The organism is Neomoorella stamsii (genome assembly GCF_002995805.1).
GTDB lineage: Bacteria > Bacillota > DSM-521 > Neomoorellales > Neomoorellaceae > Neomoorella > Neomoorella stamsii.
On the sequence record NZ_PVXL01000029.1, the window covers coordinates 50,791 to 75,010 of the forward strand.

At 58.0% G+C, this 24,220-nt stretch carries 19 protein-coding genes; 12 read left to right on the forward strand and 7 right to left on the reverse strand.

Annotated elements, in window-relative coordinates; translation table 11 throughout:
- Nucleotides 1-10 precede the first annotated feature (10 nt).
- From MOST_RS05165 to MOST_RS05195, 7 genes are all read right to left on the reverse strand, one after another.
- Nucleotides 11-1,045 (reverse strand): HlyD family secretion protein, encoded by a 1,035-nt coding sequence (locus MOST_RS05165; protein WP_054938002.1) that lies wholly within the window; start codon nt 1,043-1,045, stop codon nt 11-13.
- Nucleotides 1,046-1,132: 87 nt separating this feature from the next.
- A complete protein-coding gene (locus tag MOST_RS05170) occupies nt 1,133-1,588 on the reverse strand; it encodes a hypothetical protein (RefSeq protein ID WP_054938001.1) in 456 nt (151 codons plus the stop codon).
- Complete coding sequence (locus MOST_RS05175) at nt 1,585-1,842, reverse strand: type II toxin-antitoxin system Phd/YefM family antitoxin (RefSeq protein ID WP_054938000.1); 258 nt, start codon at nt 1,840-1,842, stop codon at nt 1,585-1,587. The genes MOST_RS05170 and MOST_RS05175 overlap by 4 nt, the downstream gene beginning before the upstream one ends.
- A gap of 268 nt (nt 1,843-2,110) precedes the next feature.
- Nucleotides 2,111-2,866 (reverse strand): energy-coupling factor transporter transmembrane component T family protein, encoded by a 756-nt coding sequence (locus tag MOST_RS05180; RefSeq protein ID WP_054937999.1) that lies wholly within the window; start codon nt 2,864-2,866, stop codon nt 2,111-2,113.
- Nucleotides 2,841-3,686 (reverse strand): energy-coupling factor ABC transporter ATP-binding protein, encoded by an 846-nt coding sequence (locus tag MOST_RS05185; RefSeq protein ID WP_054937998.1) that lies wholly within the window; start codon nt 3,684-3,686, stop codon nt 2,841-2,843. Before MOST_RS05185 ends, MOST_RS05180 begins: the two co-directional genes overlap by 26 nt.
- A 297-nt stretch (nt 3,687-3,983) precedes the next feature.
- Nucleotides 3,984-4,850: an ATP-binding cassette domain-containing protein gene (locus MOST_RS05190; protein ID WP_054937997.1), complete on the reverse strand. Its 867-nt coding sequence runs from the start codon at nt 4,848-4,850 to the stop codon at nt 3,984-3,986.
- Nucleotides 4,851-4,883: 33 nt separating this feature from the next.
- On the reverse strand, nt 4,884-5,438 hold the full coding sequence (locus MOST_RS05195) for a tryptophan transporter (protein WP_054937996.1): 555 nt from the start codon (nt 5,436-5,438) through the stop codon (nt 4,884-4,886).
- Nucleotides 5,439-6,223: 785 nt separating this feature from the next.
- Here MOST_RS05195 and MOST_RS17590 point away from each other — a divergent pair.
- From MOST_RS17590 to MOST_RS05245, 12 genes are all read left to right on the forward strand, one after another.
- Nucleotides 6,224-6,370, forward strand: coding sequence for a hypothetical protein (locus MOST_RS17590; RefSeq protein WP_208974873.1), 147 nt, complete (start codon nt 6,224-6,226; stop codon nt 6,368-6,370).
- Nucleotides 6,351-7,130 carry a hypothetical protein gene (locus tag MOST_RS17860; protein ID WP_244267237.1) on the forward strand — a complete coding sequence of 260 codons (780 nt, stop codon included), beginning with the start codon at nt 6,351-6,353 and terminating at the stop codon, nt 7,128-7,130. Before MOST_RS17590 ends, MOST_RS17860 begins: the two co-directional genes overlap by 20 nt.
- Before the next feature lies 1 nt (nt 7,131).
- A complete protein-coding gene (locus MOST_RS18460; RefSeq protein WP_422879871.1) occupies nt 7,132-7,452 on the forward strand; it encodes a transposase in 321 nt (106 codons plus the stop codon).
- A gap of 461 nt (nt 7,453-7,913) precedes the next feature.
- Nucleotides 7,914-11,540, forward strand: coding sequence for a helicase-related protein (locus MOST_RS05205; protein ID WP_054937995.1), 3,627 nt, complete (start codon nt 7,914-7,916; stop codon nt 11,538-11,540).
- A gap of 20 nt (nt 11,541-11,560) precedes the next feature.
- On the forward strand, nt 11,561-12,256 hold the full coding sequence (locus tag MOST_RS05210) for a DUF5343 domain-containing protein (RefSeq protein WP_054937994.1): 696 nt from the start codon (nt 11,561-11,563) through the stop codon (nt 12,254-12,256).
- Nucleotides 12,253-12,756, forward strand: coding sequence for a TIGR02391 family protein (locus MOST_RS05215; protein WP_054937993.1), 504 nt, complete (start codon nt 12,253-12,255; stop codon nt 12,754-12,756). Before MOST_RS05210 ends, MOST_RS05215 begins: the two co-directional genes overlap by 4 nt.
- A gap of 2 nt (nt 12,757-12,758) precedes the next feature.
- Complete coding sequence (locus tag MOST_RS17605) at nt 12,759-15,929, forward strand: DUF1156 domain-containing protein (protein ID WP_054937992.1); 3,171 nt, start codon at nt 12,759-12,761, stop codon at nt 15,927-15,929.
- Nucleotides 15,930-16,013: 84 nt separating this feature from the next.
- Nucleotides 16,014-19,325 (forward strand): DUF499 family protein, encoded by a 3,312-nt coding sequence (locus MOST_RS05225; protein ID WP_054937991.1) that lies wholly within the window; start codon nt 16,014-16,016, stop codon nt 19,323-19,325.
- Between the two features lie 41 nt (nt 19,326-19,366).
- A complete protein-coding gene (locus MOST_RS05230; protein WP_054937990.1) occupies nt 19,367-21,088 on the forward strand; it encodes a GmrSD restriction endonuclease domain-containing protein in 1,722 nt (573 codons plus the stop codon).
- Nucleotides 21,089-21,696: 608 nt separating this feature from the next.
- Complete coding sequence (locus tag MOST_RS05235; protein WP_054937989.1) at nt 21,697-23,109, forward strand: S-layer homology domain-containing protein; 1,413 nt, start codon at nt 21,697-21,699, stop codon at nt 23,107-23,109.
- A complete protein-coding gene (locus tag MOST_RS05240; protein ID WP_054937988.1) occupies nt 23,106-23,312 on the forward strand; it encodes a hypothetical protein in 207 nt (68 codons plus the stop codon). Before MOST_RS05235 ends, MOST_RS05240 begins: the two co-directional genes overlap by 4 nt.
- Before the next feature lie 87 nt (nt 23,313-23,399).
- Nucleotides 23,400-24,137 carry a carbon-nitrogen hydrolase family protein gene (locus MOST_RS05245; RefSeq protein ID WP_054937987.1) on the forward strand — a complete coding sequence of 246 codons (738 nt, stop codon included), beginning with the start codon at nt 23,400-23,402 and terminating at the stop codon, nt 24,135-24,137.
- Nucleotides 24,138-24,220 lie beyond the last annotated feature (83 nt).

A 24,220-nucleotide genomic window follows, 5' to 3' on the forward strand; every position in this document is an offset into this window, starting at 1 on the left:
GGTCTCCTTTTCAGGGGGTGATGGGCATAAAGGTAACGTCAGCAGGCAGTCCCGGCCGCAACTTATCCTGCCCCCCGGTTACCCGGATTTTTACCCGGAAGACCAGGTTGACCCGGTCTTCCCTGGTCTGGACCTGGCGGGGGGTAAATTCAGCCTGGGGAGCGATATACTCTACCTGGCCGGGGAAGGACTGGTCCGGATAGGTGTCCACCTGGATCTGGACCGGCTGGCCTATTTGCACTTCCCCGAGCCTGTTTTCTGGGATGTAGACATTGAGCCACAGGTTGTTGAGGTCCAGGAGGGTCACAACTTCCGCCCCGGGGGGGACCAGTTCTCCCCTTTCAAAGTTAACGCTGGCTACCAGGCCGGCAGCCGGGGAGCGCAGGGCAGTTTTATTTAAATTTAACTGTGCTAAGGCCAGGTTAGCTTCACCCTGCTTCACCCCGGCTTCCAGGCGCTCCAGGGTGTACGGTGTGCTGCCGGCCCGGAGCAAGGACAGCCGGGATTTGGCTTCTTCCAGCTGGGCCCGGGCTGCTTCTAACTGGTGCCGGGCCTGGTTATACTGGGTTTCCCGGTTTAGCAGTTCCTGTTCCGGCAGGGCCCCGGCCTGATAAAGTTCCCGGGCCCGGCGCAGATTATCTTCCAGAAGTGCTACCTGCTCCTGCACGATGGCTGCCTGGGCGTCCAGGCGGGCTACTTCCTGTTCGGCGGCGGCAATTTCCTCGGACCTGGCGCCTGCCCGGGCTTCGGCTAAAGCGGCCCGGGCTGCGGCTATACCGGCCCCGGCCTGGGCCACCTGGATCTGGTAGGCCGCCTGGTCCAGGCGGCCGATGAGCTTGCCGGCCGGGACTGTGTCACCCTCCTTGACGGCCAGCTCCTGCAGCGTCCCGCCAACTTCGGCAATTACCTTGACCTCAGTAGCTTCGATGGTGCCGCTGGCTGTAAGGAGTTTTTCTTTCTCCCGGGGCTGGCACCCGGTTATCAACGCCAGGGTGAGTGTTAAAATTGCCAGTAGCACAAGGCTAGTTCGTTTACCTCTACCCAAGTGGTTAACCCTCCCCCATAAAAAAGTACTCAGAACCAGGGAGTATATGGCTTTTTAAACTATATAAGCTTTTTCAGGGTGCTTGAATCATACCCCTAAAATTCCAGTTTTCAGGGCATCTGCTGGCGTCAAAGCTGGTATGGACAACTGCTGGAGGAAATGCCTGGCGTTCCAGCTAACATAGTGCGATACCAGTGGACCCATGTTTCGTACCGTATAGATAATCAGCGCATCGCCAAAGCTGGCCTTTTTACTTATGATCGCCAGGATACTTTTTATTGTTAGGCGCGGCAGGTACTCCTTTGAGGGCGGGTAAATTTGCAGGTTATAATGGGTCGGCAAATGATAATAAAGGTTTAATAGCTGCTGCTCGTTTAAGTTATAGGAAAGGATACCACATACCTCTAAAACATTGAAGATCGATGTAATACCTTGTTGCTTGCCATGCTTGAGCCCGGCTAAAAAAGCAGCGTTTTCTTTATACATAGTGTCACGGCGATAGCGCAGGTCGATTAGTAATACATCAGAATCTACGAATATCACTTTTGCCGCCTGCTTTCCTTGAGAGCTTCGTGCCAGTCAGGGTAATATGGCTCGCTGGCTTCCAGGGCCCGTTCAATATCTGCCCACGCCTCATGATAGGGAAGAGGGGAAAATTCGGGAGTGTCATTTTCAAAGGGTATTAGCCATGCCACAGGCTTACCCCGATGCGTAATGGCAAAACGTTCCCCGGCCCTAACCTTCTCTAATATCTTTCCAGTATAAATACGTAGCTCCTTGCTGGTGGCAAATTCCAATGCGTTTCCCCCCAAGAAGGCATTAGTTAAAACTTAAGTTTACCTTAAGTATATACTTGAAAATAACTCCAGTCAAGGAATCCTCAATATCCTTACTTTAAAACTCGCCCGATACCTGTTGCAAAAAAACACATTAGCCCCGGTTACAATACCGGGGCTAATGCATTACCGGATTTCAGGCCGATTGGCCCCCGGCCAGAGGTAACTATACCTCCAGTTTAGCACCTCCCTCTGGCCGGTTGCGGGCCGGTGGGCTGACTGGATAATCTTAACGCAGCGATACAATCGCCAGGACGGCCGTCAGGAGCAGGCACGAAGAGATTACCCCTATGTCCAGTAACTGGAAGGTCGAGGTGTGCAGGCTGGTACGGGGGCCGGTGCCAAAAGCGCGGGTTTCCATGGAGATGGCCATGGTCCGGGCCCGCTGGACGGACATGAGGAGGAGAGGGAGGGCCAGGGGGATGAGGGCCAGAAAGCGCTTGATAATATTGCGGCCTTCCAGGTCGTAGGCCCGGGCCCGCTGGGCCTGGATGACCAGGCTCAATTCTTCCTGCAGGGTAGGGATAAACCTTAAAGAGGTTACCAGCATCAGGGCATAGACATAGGGTACCTTGAGTTTTTCCACAAAGGCGACAATCATATCCTTGGGCGGGGTGGTGGCCAGGAGAACGGGAATGGTGGAAGTCATGGCCAGCATCCTTAAAGCGAGCATGGTGCAGGCCTTGAGCCCCACGTCGGTGATCCGGCCAAAGCCGGTGCCTGGTACCAGGGTAAAAACAACCTGGCCCTCGTCGATTAAAAAGACCTGAAAGAGGAAAAAGATGGCGGCAAAGATGATCAGCCCGCGGATGGCGGGCAAGATTTCCCGCAACACCTTACCAATCAGGGCGACGGCCAGGACCGAGGCCCAGAGGCCAAGGAGCGGCAGGGGTTGCTGGTAGACAAAGGCCAGGGTAATAACGGCCAGGGACCAGACGACTTTGGTAAGGGGGTTGAGTTTATGCAGGAAGGACTTGCCGGGCATCTACCTCACCCCTTAAAGCGGCGATAATTTCGGCATACAATTCTTCTACCGTCAGGACGGGGCGCAGGAGTCCCTGTTCCTGGTAAGGCCGGGCGAGCTGGATGGCCTGGGGAGGTACGAGGCCGGCGGCGTTCAGGATATCTTCCCGGGCAAAAACTGTCGCCACGGGCCCATCCAGGAGCAACCGCCCTTCCCCCAGGACCAGGGCCCGGCCGGCGAAGCGGGCCACCATTTCCATATCGTGGCTGACGAGGAGTACTGTGTGGCCTTGCTGGTGCAGCTTCTTGACAAGCCTCATTATTTCCAGGGCTTCGCGGTAATCCTGGCCGGTGGTGGGTTCGTCCAAGACCAGGACTTCCGGCTGCATGGCCAGGACGGAGGCTAGGGCCACCCGCTGGCGCTGGCCTTTGCTGAGCTGCCGGGGGTTAAAATCCAGATAAGGGGTGAGGCCTACGGCAGCAGCCGCTTCCGCCACCCTATCTTCCAGGGCCGCCCCTTTGAGACCTAAATTCTTAGGACCGAAGGCCAGTTCTTCCCTGACGGTGGACAGGAAGATCTGGTGATCCGGGTTTTGAAAAAGGAAGCCTACCTTGCGGGCCAGTTCAGCCACCCGTGCCCGGGCCGTATCCAGGCCGCCGATCAGGATCCTGCCCACTGTGGGTTTAAGAAGCCCGTTCAGGAGCTTGAGGAGGGTGGTTTTCCCGGCGCCGTTCTGGCCGATGAGGGCCACGAATTCCCCGGACCGAATATGAAAGGATAGGTCCCTGAGGGCTTGGAAACCGTTGGGGTAAGTAAACTCTACATTTTCAGCCCGGATCATTTTTATGCGCCTCCAAATATAGGTTGCCGCCCCGTACTGATGGCGACAGCTTTCAGGTATCTTTTACCGCCGGCTGGCAGCGTTTTTCTCTCCCCATGATCCCTGCACAGCAGTTGCCCTCAACTCGCCCGCAAAGGTTAGCCGGTTATAAGATGAGGCATTTACTGATTGCACTATGGTATTGCCCTGCCCGTACCAGATCCCTGGCTGTAAATAAATGCGGCCGGGAAGCTGCTCACCCCTGTGGAGTCTCCATAAGAAACAGGACCATCTATCTTATAACTTACCTGCGTACCGCTATGCCCTGGACGCCCGGCTCCCAAGCAGGCGCCCCAGTTCCCGCCGGCCTTCGTCTACCTCCAGGGGCAGGTCGCCGTGATAGACGCCGGCCCGGCGTAGCATCCGGAACAGGGCTGTCACCGGGGGTACCTCCAGGCCCAGTTCGGTCGTCAATTTCTCCTGGGCCAGGATCTGGCGCGGGCTGGCATCGGCCACGATGCGGCCCTTGCTAAGACAGATCAGACGGGGGACCCGGGGGGCGAGAACACTTATTTTTTGTTCAATCAAGAGGATGGTTATGCCATAGTCCCGGTTGAGCCGCTGCAGGAGGGCCACGATTTCCACAGTCCCCCGGGGGTCGAGTTCGGAAGTCGGTTCATCCAGCACCAGCACCCTGGGCCTTAAAGCCACGGCAGCGGCAATGGCCACCTTTTGCTTCTGGCCGCCGGATAATTCCCGTAAACTACGGTGGCGCAGGCTGGCTATGCCCACCATTTCCAGGGCGGTGCCAATGCGCTGCCGCATTTCTTCCCGGGGGACGGCCAGGTTTTCCAGGCCGAAGGCCAGCTCATCCTCGACTACTTCCGCTACCAGCTGGGCTTCCGGGTCCTGGAAGACGCTGCCGATAACCCCGGCCAGCCGGGCGCAGGGGGTTTTTGCCGTGTCTAAACCGGCAACCATTACCCTGCCACCCATACGGCCTCCCTGAAAATTGGGGATGATGCCGTTCAGGGCCAGGGCCAGGGTGGTCTTGCCGGCGCCGGCGGGGCCAGTCAGGCCTAAAAATTCTCCCTCTTGGACGGTCAAGTTTATTCCGTCCAGGGCTGGCACCTGGCTGTCGGGATAGTAAAAAGTAAAATTCTCTACTTTAATAATGGGTTCCATGAACCGGCCTCCGGGCTGCTGCGCTCTATCAGGTTAAACATTTTTCAGCAGTTGCTTCAAGGGGAAATAGAGTACCTGGGCCAGGACGGCGTTAAAGATGCCGGTAACTATAACTACCATGAGAAGATAAGTGTAAGCGGGATTTTTGGGTAAAGTAGCAAAGAGAGTTATGGCTTTAAAGATAGTAATGTACGTAAAACCGCTGGCGAAGGTACCCAGGAAGGTAACTACCAGGGGTTTTACTACCCTGAAGAAGCTGTTTTTATCAAAGGGCAGGTAGAGTAAAAGGGCGGTAACAATAGCTCCTACCGGTTCGCTGGCAAAATTCAGGTAGGGCAGCAGAGATTTGGTGGTCAGCTGGCAGACGGCGGCTGCCACCAGGCCGATCCCCAGCACCTGGGACAGGCGGGGCCGCAAAAGCATGATGGCCAGGACATACATACCGATGACTACGTTGGGTGTGATGCCAAAGAAGGGCGGGGTGATCATCCTGAGTACCGCGCCTGCTGCCAGCAGGACGGCCACCACGACCACGTCCATGGCCTGCAGCCCCTGCTTTTCCACCCGGGTTACTTTGACCTCTTCCATTGATAAGTCCCCCTTGATAATGAATTATTACTGCCGGCGGGGCTGCGGCCCCGGAACGGCTGGATAAATAAAAACAGCCTGACGAAAACCGCCAGGCTGTTATTGCCTTCACTCCGGCCAGTCTCGTCTCTCCTCATCTAAGCTAGGTACTCAACTCAACTCATTTTTCACTTGTCACCTTTAGCATAACAGGGAGAGCAAGTTCTTGTCAAGGAGTAATTTGGCTAATTTGGATCCGGCGGGGTGGTGCTTAAAGCCCCTGCTCACGACCCTCTTCGCCTGAAACCCTTGTTTGCTCCCCTCGCCCGCGAGGAGAGGGTTAAAGAAGCTTTTCACCGGGGCTATGAAGAGATGTCGCGGCCGATGCAGGAGCTTCCAGCAAAAGGCGAGTAAGCGGGTAACATGGGCGACCAGGCGCTGCCCTTGGGAGCAGCGCCTTCAGTTGGCATCGGTTTCTTCTGCAATGCTTTTCTCCGGTAGGAGGGGGCAAAATGTTTGACCTTTGAGGTATCCTTTACTTTATGGCAATCACGGTAGAACCGATGGCGGGGCAGTTCACTCTCTCCTGCACTACTACTGAGTGCTTACTTAGACTGCTCCCCGGGCCTGACGGCAACCGCTTACACGCGGGTCGCACGCCCTTTAGAGGTTCTCCCTTCAGCAAGGAGCTGCGCACCAGTCTCTTAAGGGTCGGTGCTCATCAGCAAGGTTGCTGTTACGCCGGGTTCCCAGGGATACCCCAATTTTTACTTCGCTATTTTCCCGGGAAAGGAGGTGTTTTCGCTATGGGTAAAACCCTTTTTGTCGGTATCGATATAGGCTCTGACACCAATGTGGTGCGCATCCTTGATGATACCGGCGAAGATGTCTGCGGTTTTAGCGTCTCCAACGACCTCCCCGGGGCTGAAAGGCTTGTGGAATGTTATTGCTGAAGCTGAGCTTATTGATGTTGATAAGGTTAAGATTGGCATGGAAGCTACTAACCTGTATTGGTGGCACCTTTCCCAGGCCCTGCATGAGGCTCCTGAACTCTCGGCTTTTGATGCTGAAATAGCGGTGATTAACCCTAAGGTAATCGATGTTTTTAGCGTATCTACCCGGATATGGCTAAGACCGACGCCTTGGATGCCCGGGTTATTGCTGATTGCTTGCGGTTTGGACGGGTACGTCCAACACCCCCCTCCTGATATGACCTATGCTCCGTTGCAACGGCTAACCCGGTTTCGCTATCATATGGTCACTAACCTTACCCGCGAGAAGAACAGGGCCCTCAATCTGATATTCCTTAAGTTCTCTACATACCAGAAGGAGTGCCCCTTCTCCGATTTGTTCGGGCAGGCCTCCCGGGCTGTCGTTGGCAACCTCACCCCTGATGAAATTGCTGATATGCCGGTGGAGAAACTGGTCGACATGATGCTGCAACACGGTAATAATCGCTTGAAGGATGTCCCGGAGATGGCTAGAGTAATTAAACAGGCGGCCCGCAAGTCCTACCGTTTAAACCCCAAAATGCGGGATGCTGTTGATGTTACCCTGGCTATGTCCCTGGAGACGATCCGTTTCTTTGAAACCCAGCAGAAGAAAATCGACCAGGTCATTGCCAAAGAACTAAAAGCCATTCCTCAAACGTTAGACACTATTCCAGGTTTTAGGGCCAGTTTACACTGCCGGTATAGTAGCGGAAATAGGTGACATCTCCAGATTTAAGAATCAAAATGCCCTTGCTAAATTCGCGGGCCTGACCTGGCGGCAGCATCAGTCCAGCAAGTTTTCTGCCGAGGATATCCCCCTCACCAGGTCTGGTAATTATTACTTACGGTACTACCTCATTGAAGCGGCTAATTCCGTCCGGTTGCGGGAGCCGGAATACGCCGCGTTCTACCGTAAGAAATTTACCGAAGCCAGGCATCATCACCATAAACGTGCCCTGGTCTTGACTGCCCGCAAGCTCGTGCGTATGGTCTTCACGCTGCTGAGTGAGGGCCAAATTTACCGGCAAAGGAGGTTGGGTTAAATACCTCTTTTGCAACTTACTTTTACTGTTTGCGCTGGTAATTACTGTTTTGATTTACCGGCTTGGTTTCTTATTATCTTTTTACATTTTGAGACATTAAAATTTCCAATTCAGCGTCTTGACATTTTACCGCGGGTCTATGTTTTCCATTGCATCGAGTGTTACATTATTCCCTCTTAAAAAACAAGGGAAGAAAAACTTAAAGCAAGACAGTTAGCGGTGCCGACTGGTTTGGGCAGGAAATTAGGAGGAGAATGGAGAATAATCCAGACAAATACAATAGAGTACGCGCCTTTATGGTTCGGACTCCCCAAGAAAGGCTATTTGGTCATATTTCGGGCTTACCCGTTAGAGGGTCGCCCCGTTTTGATGTAGCACCTGATATAGTCTTGACATTACGCAAGCGATAGTCTATTTTGGCAGCAGAAGACCCTTTAGTTGGTTAAAGATGGAGGGGGAAAGTGAAGTATCTCCCTGAAGATTATCCGGACCGCATCCGGTGGTTGCGAGCTAAACTGGGTTTGAGCCAAAAACGCCTGGCCGAGCTTCTGGGCGTCTCCTTCGCGTCTGTTAATCGCTGGGAGAACGGGCAGGCGCGCCCTAACCGTCTAGCCTGGAGTCAGATCCTGCGCCTGGGAATAGATGGTCCTGAGAGGTTACGTAAACCGCCACTCACTGATACGGGCGCCGGGATTCAGGCGGCCGGGGCGTTTCGCGTGGCCGAAGACAAAGCGGCCTACTGGCTGTCCGACGAGCTGCCGGAGCCGCACCTACCGGGCAATACCGACTTCACCGCCCCGCCGGAGATCGTCCGCCTGGCCGTCGAGGTCGAGCGCCTGACTTATGGCCACCTTTTTAGCCCGGCCTTCGCCACCGAGACTTCGCTAATCGACCCGCTGCCGCACCAGCGCATCGCCGTTTACGACCATATGCTTCCCCAGCCCCGGCTGCGTTTTTTGCTGGCTGACGATGCCGGTGCCGGCAAGACCATTATGGCCGGCCTCTACATCCGCGAGATGCTCACCCGGCGCCTGATCCGGCGCGTCTTGATCGTTCCGCCTGCGGGTCTGGTCGGAAACTGGCAGCGGGAGCTAAGGACCCTTTTCAGCCTGCCTTTCAAGATAGTTACCGGGACGGACTCCCGCTCCGGCAACCCTTTCACCGGCCCGGGGAGCGATCTGGTGATCGTCAGCGTGGACACCCTCTGCGGGGCGCCGACTTTCGCGCGCCTCGGCGATCCTGACGTGGAGCCTTACGACCTGGCGGTTTTCGACGAGGCCCACAAGCTCTCGGCCGACCGCAACCCCGACTTCACCGTGAGAAAAACCGACCGCTACCGCCTTGCCGAAGCGATTGCCGGGGCCGCGGACGATCCCGACTGGATGCTTCCCTGGCGCTGCCACCACCTGCTGCTGCTTACGGCCACACCCCATATGGGCAAGGACTTTCCTTACTTTTGCCTGTGGCGGCTGCTGGAGCCGGAGGCGCTGGCCACCATGGACGCCTTCAACGCCTACCCTCCGGAAGCGCGGCGGCGCCACTTTATCCGGCGGACCAAAGAGGAAATGGTGCGTTTTGACGGTACCCCGATCTACCCTAAAAGAGAATCCCACACTTTAAGCTACGACCTGGGCCCGGCCGAGCAGTGCCTCTACGACGAGACCACTGCCTATATTCGCACCTATTACAACCGCGCCCGGATTCTCAACCGTGCGGCGGCGCGGCTGGCCATGAGCATTTTCCAGCGCCGGCTGGCTAGTTCCACCTACGCTTTGCTGCGCTCGCTAGAGCGGCGTCTGGAGAAGCTGGACAGGCTGATCGAGGACATCCAGAGCGGCCAGCTCACGGAAGAGCAGCTCACCGCCTTCCAACATAAAATCGAGAAAACGCCCGATGTTTTCGACCGGCTGACCGCCGACGAAGAGGAGCCGCAGGACGGGCGGGAGCAGAACGAGGTGGCTGAGGACCAGCTTCTAACCGGAGGGGTGGCCACCTCGCTGGCCGAACTGCTGGCCGAGCGGTTGCAGGTAGAAGACCTGCTCGACCTGGCGCGCCAGGTGCTCGCCTCAGGCGAAGAAGCGAAGTTCGAAAAACTGCGCGAAGTGCTGCAGGACGAACGCTTCCGGGAGGAGAAGATCCTGATTTTCACCGAGCACCGGGATACCCTTGATTTCCTGGTCCGGCGCCTGGAAGGCCTGGGTTACGCGGGAAGGATCGCCTTTATCCACGGTGGTATGGACTACCAGGAGCGCGAGGCGCAGGTGGAGTTCTTTAAGAAGCCGGTGCGGGAGGGCGGCGCTAACTTGATGGTGGCCACCGATGCCGCCGGGGAGGGGATCAACCTCCAGTTCTGCTGGCTGATGGTCAACTACGACATTCCTTGGAACCCGGCCCGGTTAGAGCAGCGGATGGGGCGCATCCACCGCTACAAGCAGATGCACGACCCGGTGCTCATCTTCAACTTGGTGGCGGGGAAGACCCGCGAGGGCAAGGTGCTCAAAACGCTACTCGAAAAACTGGAGCACATCCGGCGTGAGCTCGGTTCGGAGAAGGTCTTCGATGTCATCGGGATGCAGTTCGAAGGGGTATCGCTGAAAGAACTGATCCTGCAGGCGGTGATGGAGGAGCGGGAAGAGGAGGCTGTCCAGCAGATCGAGGGTCGCCTCGCGCCGGAGCAGTTCAAAGCGCGGCTGGAGCAGCGGGAAAAGCTCCTCGGCACCGGCGGCGATGTCGCTCTCCAGTTACCTGAACAGCGGGCCAAATTAGAGTGCGAAACACTGCGGCGCCTGTTGCCGGGGTACGTCCGCCGCTTCATCGAGAAATCGGCGCCGCTTTTACATATTGGTATTGATGGCGATCTGGAAGGCTATTTTTCCTTCAAATCCCTCCAGCCGGGGGCACTCGACCCCTTTTGGCCCGTCCTGGAAAGCTACGACCCTGCCAGGTGGGAGCGGTTGACCGTTTACAAGCCGGCCGAAGGCGAACCGGCGATTTTCCTGCACCCTGGCGAACCGCTCTTCGACCGCTACTGCTCGCTGGTGCGCGGCCGGTTTACGGATCTGGCGCGGAAAGGCGGCGTTTTTGTTGATCCGTATGCCCAGTGCCCCTATTTTTTCCACCTGGCCCTGGTGCGGGTGGTGCGGCGGGCCGATCCGGCGCTGCCCGCGGTTTATGGCCGGGAAGAACCGGTGGAGGTGCGCCTGGTGGGGCTGCGGCAAGACGAGACCGGGGAGATCGAAGAGTGCCCGGTGGAGCACCTGATGCTGCTGCGCGGCGCCGAAGGAATCCCCCCGGCGGCCATTCCCCTTGTTGCCACCGTCACCGCTGCCTGCGCGCAGGCGAAAAACTTCCTTATCGAGCGGGTTGCCGAACCGCTGGCCGCGGCTCGGCGGCAGGCATTGGAGGACACCCTGGCCGGGCGGGAGGAGTTTATCTGCCGTGGCTACGCCTACCAGGAAGCGGAACTGGCCTTGAAGCGGGCCCGCCTTGCCGAGCGGGTCGGGGCAGGTGATGCGGCGGCTAAGGGGGAACTGACCAAGGTCAAAAAACAGCAGCGGGAGCTCGCTGACCGGAAAGAAAGGTCCCTGGCGGTGCTGCGGCGGGAGCCGGAACTGATCGTTCCGGGCAAGATCCAGTTCTTAGCGCACGCCCTGGTGGTGCCATCTACCGATCCGGAGGACAGAAAGCGCTACGACCGGGAGATCGAGCGAATTGCCGTCCGGATGGCCCGAGGTTACGAGGAGGAGCGGGGCTTTTCTGTCCAGGACGTTTCATTGCCTGAGCTGGCGCTTGATGCCGGCCTGGAAGCCTACCCCGGCTTCGATCTTTTGTCGCGCCACCCCGCGGGCGAGGAGCGGGCCATCGAGGTCAAGGGGCGGGCCAGCATTGGCGACATCGAACTTTCGGAGAACGAATGGGCGCGGGCCTGCAACCTGCGCCACCGCTATTGGCTCTACGTGGTTTACGACTGCGCCAGCGCCCACCCGCGCCTTTTGCGCGTCCAGGACCCCTTCGGCAAAATGCTGGCCCGGCGCAAAGGCGGCGTGGTCATCGGCGAACAGGAAATCTTCGCGGCGGCGGAAAAATAAGTCTAATGGAGGGAGATAACGTGGTTGAAGGAAACGAAAAGCGGGTGACGTATCCGAGTATTCCTGTGCGTAATTGGTGGGACTTGCGACGTAAGTTTATCCAAGCGCCTCCGCGTCAAGTTACGCCGGGCTACCTAGCTTCTGTCTTGGGCATATCTGAGGCAGCTGGGAAAAACCTCATTCCTCCTTTAAGGGCAGTTGGTTTTATTGACGACGAGGGTAAGCCGACACCCCTTGCTAATGATTGGCGGAGCGAAGAGCATTACCCGGATGTTTGCAAAACAATTCGCGAAAACATTTATCCTCCAGAGTTGCTTGACGCGTTCCCTGGACCGAATCCTGATAGGGACGCGGTTGTAAGCTGGTTTTCCCGCAGCACAGGAACTGGAGAGGTAGCTGCAAAGAAGATGGCAGCATTTTATCTCCTTTTGTGTGAGGCAGACCCAAGTGCTCAAGATGCTGTTGTTGCTAAGGCACAAAGTGGTAGAAAGGTCAAATTAAGAAAAAAAACAACAACTAGTGAGTTAATAGCAGATAATAAACCGAATGATTATGCGCCCCCTGAAGACCTGAAGGTATATTCTGGATCTGGAGTCAAACTACCAAGTGTCCATATTGACATTCAGATCCATATTGCCGCCGACGCTAGGCCTGAGCAGATTGATCAGATTTTTGCTAGCATGGCAAAACACTTATATGGGAGACATAGCGAATGAGGGTTGCTGCTTTTCGCATGATGTTGTCCCGAGCAGCGGCTGTGCAGAGCCTAGTTGATGAACTGGGTCTCCGGCTAAAACCGGAAGCTGATGTAACTTCACTTTACGATAATCTAATCACAGATGAGACTTTAAGAGAGGCAACAAGACAAGTTTTTCTAGATGGGCACTTTGCTTTGGCCGTCGAAGAGGCCTATAAGTGCCTAAATAATGTAGTCAAGCACAAGTCTGGCTTTACAACCGATGGAGCTAAGCTAATGAACGCGGTTTTTAGCCCTGAAAAACCACGATTAAAGATAAATGAGTTAAAAACTCAATCGCAGAAAGATCAGCAGCAGGGTTACATGCAAATATTGGCAGGTTGTATGGTTGGGATTCGAAATCCTCGGGCTCACGAACACAGATACATGGATGAGCCATTTATTGCCTTAGAAATGTTAGTATGGGCAAATCATTTAATCCGGATAGTGAAAACGTCTAAGCGAACACGGAGGAAGTGATCGTGAGTAATGACTTCCCGCGGCTTATCGAGCTGGCTTTTCCGCTGAAGCAGGCTTCGCTGGACTCGGTGCATGAGAAGAACGTACGGCACGGGCATATTTCCACCCTGCATATCTGGCCGGCGCGGCGCCCGTTAGCGGCCTGCCGGGCGGCGCTGATCGCCACGCTCTTGCCCGATCCCGGCACGCCAGAGGAGCGCCGGCGGATTCTGGAGAAACTGGCGGGCCGGGTAGTGCGGAAAGTGGAGAAGAAGAAACTGCCCGGCGGCCGGGTCATCGAGCGTATCCGGGAGGAGACCGAGGGCGGCATCCTGCACTGGGGGCGGGAGAACGGCCCGGCGCTGGAATGGGTCCGCGAAGAGATCAGAAAGGCTTACGGTGGCCGGGCACCCAGGGTGCTGGACCCCTTCGCCGGGGGCGGGTCGATACCGCTGGAGGCGATGCGGCTCGGCTGCGAGGTGACCGCCATTGACATCAACCCGGTGGCCTGGTTCATCCTCAAGTGCACCCTGGAATACCCGCAGAAACTAGCCGGTAAGACCAGGCCGCTACCGGAGTTTATCCTAACCAATGAAGAATTCATGGAGCAGTTTTATAAGGCCCACCCTGAGATAGCGGGTAAGGGGCGGCCCCAGAAGAGACAAATGGAGTTTGAATTTCTTTTCCCAACCTCTGACCTCCAATCTCCAACCTCTAATTTAGCCTGGCACGTGCGCGCCTGGGGGAGATGGGTGCTGGCGCGGGCCCGCCGGGACCTGGCGCGCCTCTACCCGACCTACGCCGACTTTGAGCCGCTGCAGCTGGACGGGCGTCCTTTTGAGAAGCGCACGTCCAGGCTGGTACCGCTTAAAGAGGACGGCTCGCTCGACCTTGAGGCTCTAAACGCCGAGTTTAAGGAGGAGTACCTTCGGGACCCGCGTAACCCCCGGTGGGTGTCCAAACCCACGGTAGCCTACCTCTGGGCACGGACGGTAGAGTGCAAGAACTGCCGGGCGACGATTCCCCTGCTCAAGACGCGCTGGCTCTGCAAGAAAGATAAAAAGCGCGTGGTGCTTACCATGGAGCCGAACCCGGATAAAACCGGCGTTGTTTTCGGCGTCCAGAAGGATGTGCCGGTGGTCGGCGGCAACGCGGCGCAGAGGCAGGAACACGACCGGAAAATCGGCGCCGGCACCATGTCTCGCTCCGGCGCCACCTGCCCCTGCTGCGGGACGATTATGACCATGGAGGACATCCGCCTGGAAGGGCAGGCCGGGCGGTTAGGGGCGGTGATGACCGCTGTGGTGGTGGACGGGCCGAAGGGCAAAGAGTATCGCCTGCCAGCGGTGGAGGAGGTCCGTGTAGCGCAGGAAGCGGAGAAGGAGCTGGCGCGGGTCTTTGCGGAGATTCCCTTTAGGCTGCCGGAGGAGCCTATTATGGAAGATGCTAAGCGGAATACATGGTGCGTGCAGTATGGCTTAGACAAGTTTTACAAGCTCTTCACCCCCCGCCAGCTTTTAGCCCTGGGCACCTTTGTTAAACACACCCGCGCCGCCCGCATTGCTATGCGGGCGGCTGGTTACCCGCCCGAGTGGGTGGAGGCGGTGGGGGCGTATTTGGCGCAGGCGTTAGATTTTGTGGCGAACCGAAATAGTACGGTGTCTTCGTGGACACTTACGAGAGAAACAACCCGTGGCACCTTTGCGAGATTTGCCCTACCAATTGTGTGGGATTTTGCTGAAGCAAACCCGTCTGAAGAAGCTTCCGGTGGTTATCCAGGGGCGATTGAATGGGTAAGTCGTTATATAGACCACGTATTGGGTTTTGGACAAGAAAGTCAATTCATGAGAGCCTTCCAGAAAACAGCTACAGGAGAATTGGATGGTTTTTGGGACCTCATCGTCACCGACCCCCCTTACTATGACGCCATCGGCTATGCTGTCTTAATGGATTTCTTCTATGTCTGGCTGCGGCGGACGCTCCACGGTCTTTCCCCAGAGATAGACGAGGTCTTCCGGGAGCAGCTTTCGCCCAAGTGGGATCACGATAAGAACGACGGCGAGCTGATTGACGACGCTAGCCGCTTTGGCGGCGACCGGCAGCAATCCAAGGCGGCCTATGAAGAGGGGATGTTCCACGCCTTCCAGGCCTGCTACCGGGCGCTGAAACCCGAAGGGCGGCTGGTCATCGTCTTCGCTCACAAGCACCCGGACGCCTGGGAGACCCTGGTTTCGGCCATCATCCGGGCCGGGTTTGTCGTGGACGCGAGCTGGCCCATCCAGACGGAGATGGGCAACCGCACCCGCGCCCTCTCTTCGGCGGCGCTTGCCTCCTCCGTATGGCTCGTCTGCAAAAAGCGCCCGGAAACCGCCCGGCCCGGCTGGGACAACCGGGTGCTGGAGGAGATGCGGGAGAAGATCCACGCCCGGCTGCGGGAGTTCTGGGACGCCGGCATCCGGGGGCCCGACTTCGTCTGGGCGGCCACCGGCCCGGCGTTAGAGGCCTACAGCAAGCACCCGGTGGTGAAAAAGGCCAACGAGCCCGGCCAGGTGATGACCGTTTCCGAGTTCCTGCGGGCGGTCCGTCGCCTGGTGGTGGACTTCGTCGTGGGCCGGGTGCTCTCCCACAACGAGGGCGCGGAAGGCGCTAGCGGTTTGGACGACGTAACTACCTACTACCTTTTGCACCGCCACGACTTCGGTTTTGAGGACGTTCCGGCCGGGGCCTGCATCCTCTACGCCGTCTCCTGCGGCCTCTCGGACCGAGAGCTCGCCGATCAGTACGATCTCCTGGTGCGTACCGGCGGTCAGGAGCAGGACGAAGAAGAGGATGAAGAAGCCGGGGAAGAAGACGAGATCAGGGAAGGCACCGGCAGCAAGGTGCGGCTCAAAACCTGGCAGCAGCGCAAGGGCAAGAAGCTGGGCCTGGACACCGAGGGCCGCCCCGTGCCCCTCATCGACCAGGTGCACCGGCTGATGCATCTCTGGAAAGCGGGTGACGTGGTGAAGGTGGACGAGTACCTGGATAACCGCGGCTTGCGCCGCCACCACCTCTTCCACCAGCTCCTCCAGGCCCTGATCGAACTAGCCCCACCCGGCAGCAACGAACGCTCGCTACTGGAGAGCATCAGCAACCACGTGGCAGCGCGAGGATTAGCTCTTGAGAAGCAACCGGAACTGTTTCCGGAAGATTAATTATCCGTTTAGCGACGAGCACATTAATTTTGCTAGACTGGAAAACCAATCGGCGAGCAACTTGATTTTAGGAGATGGATAGCCATGAGTAAACTTCCCTGGACACCCTGGCACCAGGTGGTGCGGCTCCGTGACGACGTGAGATCGGGGGAGCTGTCGCTGGCCGTTTTTGCGGCCGACCTCTATGACGTGGTTATGGGCCGGGCCAAGCCGATCTACCAGGATCCGGCCGAGTTTTTCGCCCTGACCTACCCGACCTTCAACCTGCGCGAACTGGCGAAGGACGTGCTGGTCCGCCTGGCGGGCAAAAACGAAAAGGCTGTGCGGCAGTTGGAGCTCACCTACGGCGGCGGCAAGACGCATACCCTGATCACCCTCTACCACCTGGTTTCCGACCCGGCAAGGCTGCCGGACCTGCCCGCCGTCAAAGAATTTATCGAGCACGCCGGCATTACCCCGCCCAAGGCACGGGTGGCCTGCCTGCCCTTTGATAAGTTAGACGTGGAAAAAGGGATGGCGATCAAGGCGCCGGATGGACAGGCCCGCTGGCTCAAACATCCGTGGAGCGTGCTGGCCTGGCAGATCGCGGGAGCGGAAGGCTTGCGGCTCCTGCATCCCGACGGTAAGGACGAGGAAAGGGAGAGCGCCCCGGCGGAGAACCTCCTGGCGGAACTGCTCTTCCTTCCGGGCCGGGAGGGGCTGAGCACCCTTGTTTTGATGGACGAAGTGCTGGTGTTCGCCCGTGAGAAGATCGGGCTTGACCCGATCTGGCGCGGCCGGATGCAGAACTTCTTCCAGTATTTGACCCAGGCGGCCACGAAGGTGGAGCACTGCGCGGTGGTCGTTTCGCTTTTGGCGAGCGATCCGAAGAAGAGTGACGCGCTGGGCAAGGAAATCGCCAAGGAGATGTACGACATCTTCCGGCGCGAGCAGGAAGAGAGTATCCAACCCGTGGTCAAGGAGGACGTGGCGGAAGTGCTGCGACGGCGGCTTTTTACGCCGGAATCCATCCGCGACCGGGAGGCTTTTCGCCCGCACGTCATGGCGGCGCTCAAGGGCATTAACGAGCTGGATGACCAGACGAAGAAAGCCGGCAAAGCGGCTGAGGAGCGTTTTTTGCACAGTTTTCCTTTCCATCCGGATCTGACGGAGGTTTTCTACGTGAAGTGGACCCAGCTCGAGGGCTTCCAGCGAACGCGGGGGGTTTTACGGACCTTCGCGCTGGCCCTGCGGGAAGCCGAGAAGTGGGACCAATGCCCGCTTATCGCCGCTAACGTGTTTTTGCATGCTCCGGGCAGCGGGGAGATTTCGCCTGCCGCCAGGGAGCTCACCACGGTGGCCGCCAGCGAAGAGTACGAGGGGAAGCGGCAGGAGTGGGCGGGCATCCTGGAGGGAGAGTTGGCTAAGGCCAGGGCGATCCAGTCGGAAACCCCCGGGCTTAAATTCCGGGAGGTCGAGCAGGCCGTACTGGCGACCTTTATTCACTCGCAGCCCATCGGGCAGAAGGCACTGACCCGCGACCTTTTGGCGCTGCTCGGCCATACGCGCCCGGACAGGATTGAATTAGAAAAGGCGCTCGGGCGCTGGGCTGAGGTTTCCTGGTTCCTCGATGAAGAAGCCCTCAGTGACGTAGAAAAAGGCGGTGATGGTCGCCATGGGTTGCCCAAAACCTGGCGGTTGGGCTCGCGGCCCAACCTCCGGCAGATGCACAGCGAGGCCTGCGGGCGGGTAGTGGCGGAGCTAATCGAAGCCAAGCTCGTTGAGACTATCGGCAAAATGAAGAGCCTGACCGAGGGGGCTATGGCGGCCGGCGCCAGGGTGCACGTCCTTCCCGAGCGGTCTAAAGACATCGAGGACGACGGCGAGTTCCATTACGCTGTCTTGGGACCCAAAGCGGCCTCCACGGCGGGGAACGCCAGCGCGGAAGCCAAGCGCTTTATCGAGGAAACCACCGGTCCTGACCGGCCGCGGGTTTACCGCAACGCTGTGGTGCTGGCGGTGCCGTCAAGAGAGGGGCTGGAGATTGCCCGTGAACGGATTCGGGAGTACCTCGGCTGGGAAGAGGTCCACCATATGCTCAAGGGACAGCAGTTGGACCCGCTGCGGGCCGAGTTGCTTAGCGCCTATACGGAAGGTGCCAAAAAGAAGATTGCTGAGGCAGTCCGGCAGGCCTACTGCCTAGCCGTAACGGTTTCGGAAAAGAACGAAATCCTGGCTTACAAGCTTACCGTAGGGATTGAGCCCCTTTTCAATACCATCAAGAACGATCCCCGCGTCCGCATTCAGGAGACGGAGATCAGCGCGGAGGCCCTTTTGCCCGAAGGCCCCTATAACCTGTGGCGCGAGGGAGAAACAGCGCGCCGGGTAAAAGACCTGGTCGGCGCCTTCGCCCAGTTCCCCCACCTGCCCAAGATGCTGCGCCGGAAGGAGATCCTGGAGACGCTGATCCAGGGGGTCAGGGAGGGGCTCTTTGTTTTGCGCGCCGTGCGGCCGGACCGGTCTGTGCGGACCATCTGGCGCACGGAGCCAGCGGAGCCGGACCTAAAGGACCCCGGCCTGGAGCTCGTGCTGCCAGAAGCCGCCACTTTGTCGGAAATCCCCTCTGGTCTCTTGGTGCCGTGGACGATGCCGGGGCTATGGCCCGACCCGCCCGAAATAACCGTTAGGGACGTGGTCGGGTACTTCCGCGGCGGAAACGTAGTCGAGGTACCGAGGGAGGGGTACACCGAACTGGTGGTCATTCCCGGGGCCGGGCGGGAGGTCATCTTGGCGGCGGTATCCGAGGCGGTTAAAACCGGGAAGTTGTGGCTGACCACGGAGGTGGCCAGCATCTGCGCCGAGGAGATACCGGCCGGAATCCTGACCGATGACGCCAGGCTCCAGCCTCCGCCGCCTCCTATTCCGGTCATAGCGGTGCTTCCGGAGAACCTCCCCGAAGCCTGGCCGGGCGAGGAAACAACGGCCCTGGCCATTGCCGGTGCCCTTTCCCGCAAGGCCGGCAAGCCCTTGCCCTGGGCAACGGTTCGGGAAGCCATCAACGGGGCGGTTAAGGCCCGGTTGCTGGAAAAGACCGTGGATTCGGGTCCCTGGCCCTGCTCTTTCGGCGGCGCGCAGCAGGTCAAGCTCCGCGTGCCGACGGAGATGGCGTCACCCCCTGAGTCTGTGCCGCCGCTTCCGCCGAAGCCCGGTTTCAAAGTAGCCCGGGCCGAGCTGCGTCCCCACCAGATTCAGGACTTAGCAGAAGTCATCGGCGAACTGGTTAACACTACTGTCGGCTACAACCTCGTTTTTAAGCTACAGGTCGAACTAGGCGGTGTGGGGACGTTGCCAGATGAGGTTGTCCAGAAGGTGAATGAGTTACTGGGCGCGATTGCGGCAGAGCTGAAGCTGGAGTAATCATTTAAAGCGATCTATCTTTTCGGGGAAGGGGAAGCATTTTGGATATCACACCAGACAAGAAAAGGTTGCTCGACCTGGTGGAGCGGGCGAGGAGTGGGGAGATCGCCCTGCCTGAATTTCAGCGTAACTTCGTCTGGACCCGAGATGACGTAAGAGACCTTTTGACCTCGGTGCTGAAGGGTTATTTCATCGGTTCGTTTCTCCTTTTGAAAGTGGATGCGGAGAGCAGCCCCTTCGCTTTCCGGGCCGTGGCCGGGGTAGAGAAGCCGCGGGACCTGCTCAAGCCAGACTGGCTGATTCTCGACGGCCAGCAGCGCTTAACCTCCCTGCACTACGCTTTTGCGGCCCCGCCGCTTCCTTTAAAATGGACCAAGTATCCCTACCGTTTTTTCTTAGACTTGAAAAAGATCAGCGCTGGTGACCTGGACGTGGCCGTCTTCAGCGAACGAGCCGACCAATGTGGGCGTTACCTGGACCGAGCCTACCAGTTTGAAAAACTGATTGTTCCGTTCACGGAACTCCCGCGATGGGAAGACTGGCTCAACGATTACGAGCGCTGGCTGATCGAGCGTGACCGGGAGCATTACTTCAATGAGTACTTTAAAGTACGTAAGCCGGTATGGAACAGCGCCGTTGAGGTCATCCGGCAGTTCTATGTGCCTACCATTGAAATTCCGAAGGTAAAGCCAGACGATGCCGACGGGATTGCCGAGGTATGCGCTATATTCGAGAAGCTCAACAGCACCGGGGTGGCCCTTTCGGTATATGACCTTTTGACTGCCCGGCTGTACCGTTTTGGTATCGACCTGCACCGGCTCTGGCAGGAGGCGATGGAGGGTAATGAATTGCTCCACCAGTTCTCGGGCGGGGATCCTGATATTTACGGTGTTCTGGTGCTACGTACCTTAGCGCTTATCCGGGAGCAAGAGGTTAAAAGTAAGTTCTTAATTAACCTGCGGCCGGAAGACTTCGCAAAAGATTGGCAAACCGCCGTGCTTTACCTGGAAAAAGCCCTCAAGCGGGCTACTTCGACGAGTCAAGACGGGTTCGGTGCTTTTGTGCAGAAGTGGCTTCCGTATTCGACGATGATGCCGGTACTAGCTGCCCTTCTCTACCGGATTGACCGGGATAAACTGGATAATCGGGCCTACCGCGGGGTGAAGAAATGGTACTGGGGTTCGGTTTTCCTTGAGCGTTATGCCGGCTCGGTGGAAAGCATCACCCTTGCCGATTATCGGGATTTGGTTCAGTGGTTCAGCGACCCTGGCCATAAGCCGGCTGTTTTTGAACAAATAGACCGTAATATCCTGCATAACCCCAATTTTTCGCTGCGGGATACGGCGCGGGTCAACGCTGTTTACCGGGGCGTGATGAACCTAGTCGCCATTCAGGGGGCCAAAGATTTTCGGGCCGACGATGCCATCGAATTTCACGCGCTGGACGACCACCATATTTTTCCGCGGGTTTTTTTGGCGTCAGTGAAAGACGTCAAGGGTAAAAGTAAGTACCAGAACCCCGACATCAACACGGTGCTTAACCGGACGCTGATTTCCCAAGCCACCAACCGCCGGATCAGCCGGATGAAACCGAGCGAGTACCTGGCCAAGTTGGTCCCGTCGGAAAGGAAAAAGGAAATTATGGCCACCCACCTCATTGATGAGGCAGCGCTGGCGGCCATGGAAAGGGACGATTACGAAGGCTTTTTAGAGGCGCGGGAGAAGCGGATTACGAAGGTATTGGCTGCCTGCCTGAGACTTTAATCTGGAGAGGAAGGGCGGTGCCGGCACGGGTAATGCGCCAAAACGAGGCGATTAAAGAGCTTTTAAGGCGCAAGATTCAGGAGAAAGTGGCCCGTGAGAGGGAAAAGATGCTATAGCGTATCGTTAGCGAGATCCCCTCCTGGATTGCGTGGGCGCTGAAACCGGTTGCGAGTATATCCTTTGATGTGCAGCACCACCGGGATAATAACCGGGGTGAAGGTGGTAAAAACCGCGCCGCTTTTAACTTCTGGCTGTTCCTGTCTAAGGAATGGGTGCTGATCAACGGCGTGGTTTTGAGCCCAAGCCGGAGGAATTCATTCAGTGTCCTAATCGGGCCGCCGCCATGGATGGTCGCTCCCTGCGCCTGCAAGCTTTATTTAGGGCAACGATTAAGCCCCTCGGGTCAACCGTCGGTACAAAACTTTCCAGCTGGAATGGAGGCGCAGTTCCTCGAGGAGCTCCGGCTTTTGTAGGGAGGTTACCAGCCATTTCCTTGACGTTGGCTATAAATCTCCCCAGCCGGCAGGAGAAATCTGGCAGGGTAGAGAATTACTAAACAATAAGAGAGGTACAGGGGGAAGAACAGCGAAAGGGGAGAAGGGAAAAGTATGAAAAAGTGGTTTCAGGCGTTGATACTAGCCGTGGGCCTGATCCTGGCCCTGGCACCGGCGGCCCTAGCCGGAACGGTGACCGACGACCAGCTCCGCCAAGTATTTCCCCAGACCCCGGCGCCGGGGAAGACCCTGACCCGGGGTGAGTTTGCCGCCCTCCTGGCCCGGGCGGCGGGGATGCAGGTGACGGCCGACTCTGCTGGCACCCGGGGGGATGCCTGGTACAGCCCGGCAGTAATGGCTTTGAAGGAAAAGGGCGTCATCAGGGGCTACCCCGACGGCGGCCTGCACACCGACCGGCCGGTTACCCTGCTGGAAGCGGCGGTGATGGCCTCCCGGGTCCTGGGGCTGCCTGACGGCGTCGCCGCGCCGGATGTAAAGGGGTCCCTGGGGCGGGAGAGCTGGGGTTATACCCCCTATGCCTGGCTGGTACGGGCCGGCCTGCTGCAGCCCGGCCAGGACGCCGGCGCGCTCCTGACCGTGGATGAGGGCGTTGCTTTCCTGGCCAGGGTTTTTGGCAGCGACCCGGAGGCGGAAAAGATTGTCCAGGCCGCCCAGCAGGCCCAGGCTAAGGTCAAAGACCTGAAATTCGCCGGCAGCATGGCTATAAGCGCACGCCCGCGGCCGGAAGCGGTCGGGAAAATGCCCCCGGTTTCCATTCAGGGCAATATCATGAGCGAGTTCAGCTATCCCTTGAGCCTGTACCAGAAAATGGACATGATCCTTAACCTGCCGGCTGAGAAAACACCGGGTGAAGACCTGCCGGCGGGCGGTAAGATGCAGATGACCATGGAACAGTACCTGGTGGACGGGACTATGTACCAGAAGATAGAGATTCCCGGTATGGAAAAACCCCAGTGGATGAAGCTACCCAAAGAAGCCCTACCGGATCTGCAAACCCTGGTAGAACAGAGCAGGAACGCCGCGGGGTTACCGCCGGGGCTAAAGGACAGTTTCCACTTCCGGTACCTGGGCGAGGGTATAGAGAACGGTCATAAGGTTCATCGTATCGCCTACTACGGCAGGATTGACGACTGGCAGGCCCTGATGCAGGCCCTGCCCGGTGGGTTGACCCCGGAGATGGAGCAGGCCCTGAACCAGGCCGGCGGCGTCTTGAAGTCCGTTTCCTTCTGGGGTGTGGAAGCCGTCGGAGTGGAAGACAATCTTACTTATGCCTCGGAAATGACCGGCCTGGTCGCTTTTGCGAATAAATACCAGGGAGAAACCGTGCCGCTGGAAACCATGACCATCAACATGAAGGTTACGGATTACCAGTATAACAGCGGCGTAAAGATCCAGGTGCCTGCCGAGGCCCTGGCGGCACCGGAAGTACCGCTGACTCCAAGCGCACCAGGCATAGCACAGCCTTTACCCTCGGATAACGGGAAAAGTCCGGGGATAAGTGGGTGAAAAGGTATCGCCAGGATAGCCCTGTCGTTGTCCGGGTTACCGGGACGCCAGCGATTGAAGAATCGCTGGAGCAATACCTTATCAGGAAAAAGGGAACAGGAGACGGGGGATCTTCTAGCGTTAAGACGACCAGAGGCAGTATACCAGCCCGGCCTGAAGTGGTAAAAAAGGTCCTGGCGGAGGAAGACTTTTTTAAGGCTTGACGAGTTGCCCGCTGGCAGGCGCCTTGTCACACCGACCCCGGGTATAGTAAGATAGGGACGGAAAAATATACCACGGGGGCGATAACTTTGCGACTAGGTGCGGCCCAGATGTTTATCGCCGACAGCCTGGCGGTCAATGAGGCGGCAATCTTACGCCTGGCCGCGGAAGCAGCCGGGCGGGGGGTGGAGCTCCTGGCTTTCCCGGAAATGGGACTGACGGGATATAACCCTGCTACCCTGGGCCGGCCGGGGTTTAAAGAGGAGTTGGAAGGCGCCCTGGTCAGGATTACCAGGAGAGCGGTCGACCTGGGTGTGGGCTTGATTGTCGGCCGGGCCGAGTTCGCCGACGAACGATTGTTCAATACCGCTTCGGTGTTCCTGCCCGACGGCAGCGTCCATACCTACCGCAAGATCTACCTGACGGACGCCGAGGCCCGCTATTTTACCCCGGGCACCGGGCACCTCGTCTTTAACTATAAGGGGGCAAAATTCGGGGTCATCATCTGCCGCGACCAGAATTATCCCGAACTGGCCCGGCAGATCGCGGCGGAAGGGGCCCGGGCCCTGTTCATCCTTTCCGCCCACTACTACCAACCAGGCGAGGCCCGCTGGAAGTTGCCCAAAAACCGCGCCCTGCCCATCGCCAGGGCGGTGGAGAACCACTGCTACGTCCTCCTGGCCAACGCCGTGGGCAGCCACATCGGTATGGTGAGCCTGGGGAACAGCCTGATCGCCGACCCCGAGGGCGGCCTGGTAGTTATGGCTGATGAAGCCTCGGAGACCCTGCTGACCTGCGACCTGCCGGGGGACAGCCAGCGTAGCTAAAAGGGGGGAGACCGGCCGGTCAGCAGCAAAACGCCCGTTCCATGGAACGGGTGTTTATTTTTGCCCCCGGGAGGGGTGTTAAC